Origin of the sequence: Nostoc sp. NOS(2021), assembly GCF_017115025.1 — a bacterium.
GTDB lineage: Bacteria > Cyanobacteriota > Cyanobacteriia > Cyanobacteriales > Nostocaceae > Nostoc.
Map to the genome: position 1 here is coordinate 1 of NZ_JABXKM010000195.1, position 4,767 is coordinate 4,767.

The following is a 4,767-nucleotide window of genomic DNA, read 5'->3' on the forward strand; positions in this document are numbered from 1 at the left end:
CGCCAAAGCTACGCTTTATCTCCCCTCCCCGCCGGCGGGGAGGGGCTGGAGGTGGGGTGCAATGACTATGGGAATCACAACTAATTACCCGGACATGATATTAGTGGGAGCAAGAGCCGCAAAGCGAGATACGCAAGTAGAAGCCAAAGGGATATGCTGCCACCTAGGCCGACAGTCAGCAGGATTAAACCCTACCTTGATGACTGGATTGTTTTAGCGATCGCGCTTTGTCAATAAGACTTTTAATTGATTGGCGGTAATGCGTCAATCGATAGCGCAGCCTCTTCGACTCAGACGCTACGCCCAGTCGCTAACGCTATCGAGCGTCGTCAGCCTCCGCCCTGACGCCAGACAAGAGCGACGGAAAACCCGTCTTCTCCTGGCAAAGACGCTGCGCTAACAGCCCTGGATCGAGTTTGCGCTCCGCTGCAACTTCTCTCCAAGTGGCGTCAACTGGCGTTGGGCACTGCACACAACCTAAAAATAAGATGTTTGAGCGCACAGTAGGCAGTGCCCACCCGACAAAAAAGTTTAGGGATTGTGACACTAAGTTCATCTCATTGCTCATAATAATAAAAGTAACCCTTCAGCAATTTCCCGTTGTACTCTATTAGTAAATCGTAACTATATTCTTAACTATGACTACGCAAACACTATCTTCACCAGAAGTTTATCAAGGTCAGTTTGGGGAATTTACAATTACTCAGAGCGATCGCACTGGCGTAATTATCTACCGCGCTGGATTAATGGTAGCAGCACTGAGCTTTGCCATAGGCAGTGCTTTGGTTTTACTCAACAATAATCCGACTGTTTTTACCGCACTTACACCTCTATATGCTTGTTTTAGTCTCGCTCTGGCTGTAAGTTTATTTACCATTCATATCTACATGGCATCACTGCACCGAATATTGCAAATTTTTTGGGCAATCGGTAGTATAGCATCAGTGATTCTGGCAATTTCTAGTAGTGAACCTTTGGCTCTCACTGTTTACAATCAGCCTATTACCTTATTTGGAGTTGGTTTTATCTTCGTTGCTTTGACAGGTATTTATTTTAAAGAGGCTTTTTGCTTCAATCGCCTGGAAACCAAAGTATTAACCCTAATAGTACCGCTACTGTTGTTAGGACATTTGCTGGGAATTCTACCAAATCAGGGGGAAAGTGTTTTATTAGGAATTTGGGCGACATTGTTTTTAGTGTTTGCGCTGCGAAAGACAGTGCAAGCAATTCCTGCTGATATTGGAGATAAGTCTGTCTTTACCTACTTGAAAGAGCAACGTTTAGCTAAGGTTTAATGCAGACAAAAAATCGCCGGCGTCAAAATTTTACCAAAATCAAACTAATAATACGCCAAGAAATGTGGACACTTACGGCTCAGGGGTGGGCGATTACGATCGCTTTGATTGCTTATTTAATATTTTTCGCTATTACTCAGATGCACTCATTTCTCGCCGTAACTTCCCCGATCAAATCAGCACAAGTATTAGTTGTTGAAGGATGGCTACCAGATTACGCTATAGAAGAAGCTTTGACTGAATTTAAAAAAGGTTCTTATCGTCAAATAATTAGTACGGGAGGGACATTAGGAAAAGGAAGTTATCTTACTGGATACAATAACTTTGCAGACGTGTCAGCCGCCACCTTCATAAAACTAGGTCTAGAAGCAGAAAAAGTGGTCGCTGTTCCAACACCTTTCGTGGTTAAGGATCGTAGTTATGCATCTGCTGCTGAATTTCATCGCTGGCTATCCAATTCAAATTTACAGATAGAATCAATTAATCTTTTTTCTTTGGATGTTCATACCCGTAGGAGTTGGCTAATTTTCAAAAAATTACTGAATCCTGATATCAAAGTTGGTGTGATTGCTGCCAAAACGCAAGATTACGATCCAGAGAAATGGTGGGGTTCTAGCCAAGGTGTGCGGACAGTTCTTGATGAAGCGATCGCTTATATTTATGCCCGGTTTTTGAATTGGAAAGCTTAAAAGTGATAATGACGCTCTCTACGAGACGCTACGTGAATGGCGAGAAGCAAGCTACGTAATTCATAATTTCGAGTTACAAACTACGAATTATGTTGGTTCCTAACTATTTGTAGCGGTTTTCAATTGCTTGAAGTACAGCAATTCGTAGGGGCGCACATATGTGCATTGGTGTAAACTTAAGCCAAAACCCTCTTAAAACCTCGTTTCCAGCCTCTGGCTGGAAATGCACCTCATCGCGGCTCTGCCGCAAGTCTTGAGGCGGCAGCCCGCCCCGTTAGGCATTCCCAGTCGGAGACTGGGAACGAGACAATCTTAAAAGCTTGTTCTAGACTGGCTTTTATCTTAAGTTGATACTAATGACATATGTGTGCCCCTAGCTTGTACTTCATTCATAGATGCGTAGCGGCTTTTGGTTAAACGCTTAATCTGCCTGCTTTCTAGCCACTTGTTCTCAACGCTGCTTGTGGTGCAGCCTCAAATTAAAAGATGGGGGTTATATTCCATTGAGCAAAACTATTGCCTTGTGGACTATCAACATGGATAGTCACGGTATCTGGATATGCAGAATAAGGAGAACAGTTATTGCATCTTGCTAAATATTTTCCAGTATCTGCCTTAAGAGCATACTTACCATTATCCAGCAATTCGGGAGTAAATTGGGCATATGGTAGTAAAGGATTTGTAACATGAAATACGGCAGAATCTGGATACGCGCCTCCAACAATGCAGTTACGGCATCTTCCTAAATATCTACCAGTATCTGCTTTGAAAGCAATTTTACCATAGCCTACATTGATAACCTCAAATTGAGCGTAAGGCTTATCAGCGGTTGGTTTGTCGATATGTACTGTAGCGGTATCAGGGAAATCACCCGTAACCTGTTGACAATTTCTACAACGAGAAAGCCATTTTCCTGTATCAGCTTGCAAAGCAACTTTGTAGCTTAGGCGATTTGTTTGGGCAATTACAGGATGACTAAAAAGGTGAAAGCTACCAATAATCAAGAGTATTGTGGCTAGTACCACTGGAATCATTTTTTTCATGGTCTTACTTTATTCCATTACCCATTACTAAGATGACCAGAAAATACTATACAGCAGTTTGCAAGCAAGTAAGGTACAAAACGCCGGACTCAAAATCACATATACAGAGTTTCTGCCTTCTGTCTCAAAACCTATAACTTTGTACTTTATGCAAACGAAAACTGCTGTATATTATTGTGCGTATACATACTCTTACGGTTCTTGCGCCTGTTTTATGCTAAAGCCACTCACGCTATTATTCAATAATGCACATAAAAATCATGAAAGTCATTTCCTGTAAGGGGTTAAGGCTATCAAGCAACAAGTTTATAGTATTGAGTTAAGAACCAACGAAAAAATCAGTATTTATCGTTTCGTTTAGTCTAAGGGCAATTTAACGGACATCATATTACTTACCCAGGATTTGTAATAATGCTTGTCGATAAATTTTTAGACCCTCTGCATTCAGATGGTCGCCATCACTGGTTAAATTTTCTTTGAGAACATTATTCTCATACAAGGGTGCTAGTCCTGCGGCTGCAACTGGCACTTTTTCTGTTTCAGCAACTTGATTAATCAGAGCATTAATTTGTTCAACTTTAGAAAGTGGGGCTGATACAGTTGGATCTAAGCTTCCTGCAACTGTTGAATAAAAAGCCGGAATGAGAAAAATCTCTTTAGTTCCCATTGTGCGGACAAGTGCGATCGCCTCTTGCAGATTTTTGCTAAATAATTCATCACTAATTCCATACCAAGCATCATTTCCACCTATGGCAATAATCGCTTTTTCGCATTTCACCTTGGTAGGAATTAAACTTTTCAGTTGTTCCAGTAATGAGATTGTACTCAGACCATTTAACCCAAAATTAAAAGTACCACTCCCAAGAGTATTACCAAGTTCAGCCGAAATAGAATCGCCAAATAAGCAACCTGAGAACTGTTTATCTTGGGCAGCAAGTATCTGATATTGCAGTGCAATTTGCCCTAAAGGTGAAGAACTTACGTCATCTTTCGGCGGCGCATCAGCAGAACCAAAAGATAAATTTGCCATGCTGACTAGCTTGGAAATTTTTGACACGTCAACAACTAGTTGATTACTGGGATAAGCTTCTAGAAAGCTGATTACTCCTAGACCTTCTGGTGATTTTGCTCCTAAGATAATGGCAGCTCGTAGGGCTTGTGTACTGACTTGATCGCGACGGGCGATCGCGGATCGTGCCGGAAAGACAGTCGCTTGGGAAACAAAAGATAAAATTTGCTTGGCCATTCCTGTGTTTACCAGCTTATCTAAAGCCACAATATCAAGCGACATTTTCACCTGAAGAGTATCTTGGAACTTCTGTTTATCCTTAGCGCTGAGATAACCTAAGAAAGATTGCAGATCGGCAGAAACCTTTTGCGTCTCGGCATAGTTGCGTATATCTGCCACCGGGAGCGATTGCTCAAATAATCCGTACCTAACAACAATTTTCTCGGCTGCCAAACTCGGCAACAAACCAAAGCCACTATGCAGCAGTAAAAATATTAAGCACCCAGATAGGCATATTAAAAGACGATAGAAATATTTCATCACAGAAGATAGTGGATAGTCAATAGTTAATAGTCAAGAGTCAAGAGTCAAAAGTCAAGAGTCAAGAGTCAATAATTAATACAGGATTTACACACTCAAAACCTGAAACCTAGATCCCCCTTAACCCCCCTTAAAAAGGCTACGGTGTATACACAAGTCTGAAATAGCTGATTCACCAAGGTTTTACCCCA

At 41.6% G+C, this 4,767-nt stretch carries 6 protein-coding genes; 3 read left to right on the plus strand and 3 right to left on the minus strand.

Features of this window, described 5'->3' with window-relative positions; translation table 11 throughout:
- The coding region (locus HWQ41_RS21910) for a hypothetical protein (RefSeq protein ID WP_292767457.1) at positions 1–217 on the plus strand (217 nt) is incomplete at its 5' end.
- Between the two features lie 99 nt (positions 218–316).
- Here the strand turns inward: HWQ41_RS21910 and HWQ41_RS21915 are convergent.
- Entirely contained in the window at positions 317–547 is a 231-nt protein-coding gene (locus HWQ41_RS21915; RefSeq protein ID WP_292767460.1) for a hypothetical protein, read from the minus strand.
- A 91-nt stretch (positions 548–638) separates the two neighbouring features.
- On the opposite strand from HWQ41_RS21915, the gene HWQ41_RS21920 reads away from it, so the two are divergent.
- Both HWQ41_RS21920 and HWQ41_RS21925 read left to right on the plus strand, forming a co-directional pair.
- Complete coding sequence (locus HWQ41_RS21920; RefSeq protein ID WP_292767463.1) at positions 639–1,295, plus strand: DUF2301 domain-containing membrane protein; 657 nt, start codon at positions 639–641, stop codon at positions 1,293–1,295.
- Entirely contained in the window at positions 1,295–1,984 is a 690-nt protein-coding gene (locus tag HWQ41_RS21925; RefSeq protein WP_292767466.1) for an ElyC/SanA/YdcF family protein, read from the plus strand. The genes HWQ41_RS21920 and HWQ41_RS21925 overlap by 1 nt, the downstream gene beginning before the upstream one ends.
- A 479-nt stretch (positions 1,985–2,463) precedes the next feature.
- Here HWQ41_RS21925 and HWQ41_RS21930 read toward each other — a convergent pair whose 3' ends face one another.
- Positions 2,464–3,027 carry a hypothetical protein gene (locus HWQ41_RS21930; RefSeq protein WP_292767469.1) on the minus strand — a complete coding sequence of 188 codons (564 nt, stop codon included), beginning with the start codon at positions 3,025–3,027 and terminating at the stop codon, positions 2,464–2,466.
- 388 nt (positions 3,028–3,415) lie between these two features.
- Positions 3,416–4,576, minus strand: a complete 1,161-nt coding sequence (locus tag HWQ41_RS21935; protein WP_292767472.1) for an alpha/beta hydrolase — start codon at positions 4,574–4,576, stop codon at positions 3,416–3,418.
- Positions 4,577–4,767 lie beyond the last annotated feature (191 nt).

Coding starts and splice junctions, on each gene's coding strand:
- HWQ41_RS21935 (WP_292767472.1), bottom strand. CDS start 4,576: ATGAAATATTTCTATCGTCTTTTAATATGCCTATCTGGGTGCTTAATA.
- HWQ41_RS21930 (WP_292767469.1), bottom strand. CDS start 3,027: ATGAAAAAAATGATTCCAGTGGTACTAGCCACAATACTCTTGATTATT.
- HWQ41_RS21925 (WP_292767466.1), top strand. CDS start 1,295: ATGCAGACAAAAAATCGCCGGCGTCAAAATTTTACCAAAATCAAACTA.
- HWQ41_RS21920 (WP_292767463.1), top strand. CDS start 639: ATGACTACGCAAACACTATCTTCACCAGAAGTTTATCAAGGTCAGTTT.